At 44.7% G+C, this 262-nt stretch carries 2 rRNA genes; both read left to right on the forward strand.

Features of this window, described 5'->3' with window-relative positions:
- A 23S ribosomal RNA gene (locus tag M3610_RS27745) occupies positions 1-112 on the forward strand; the annotation flags it as partial.
- Positions 113-187: 75 nt separating this feature from the next.
- Positions 188-262: ribosomal RNA gene (gene rrf / locus M3610_RS27750) — 5S ribosomal RNA — on the forward strand; the annotation flags it as partial.

Here is a 262-nt window from a genome sequence, read left to right on the forward strand (position 1 = left end):
CCATAGCGCAAGCTAGTAAGAACCCTGAAAGATGATCAGGTTGATAGGTCAGAGGTGGAAGCGTGGTAACATGTGGAGCTGACTGATACTAATCGTTCGAGGACTTAACCAATTTTAAGGTGAACTCAAGTTTACAAACTTCTTCTGCATTATCTAGTTTTGAGGGAATGATTCCTCAATTAAATAGTCTGGCAGCAATGGCGAGAAGGTCACACCCGTTCCCATACCGAACACGGAAGTTAAGCTTCTCAGCGCCGATGGT

The organism is Neobacillus sp. MER 74 (assembly GCF_023714155.1).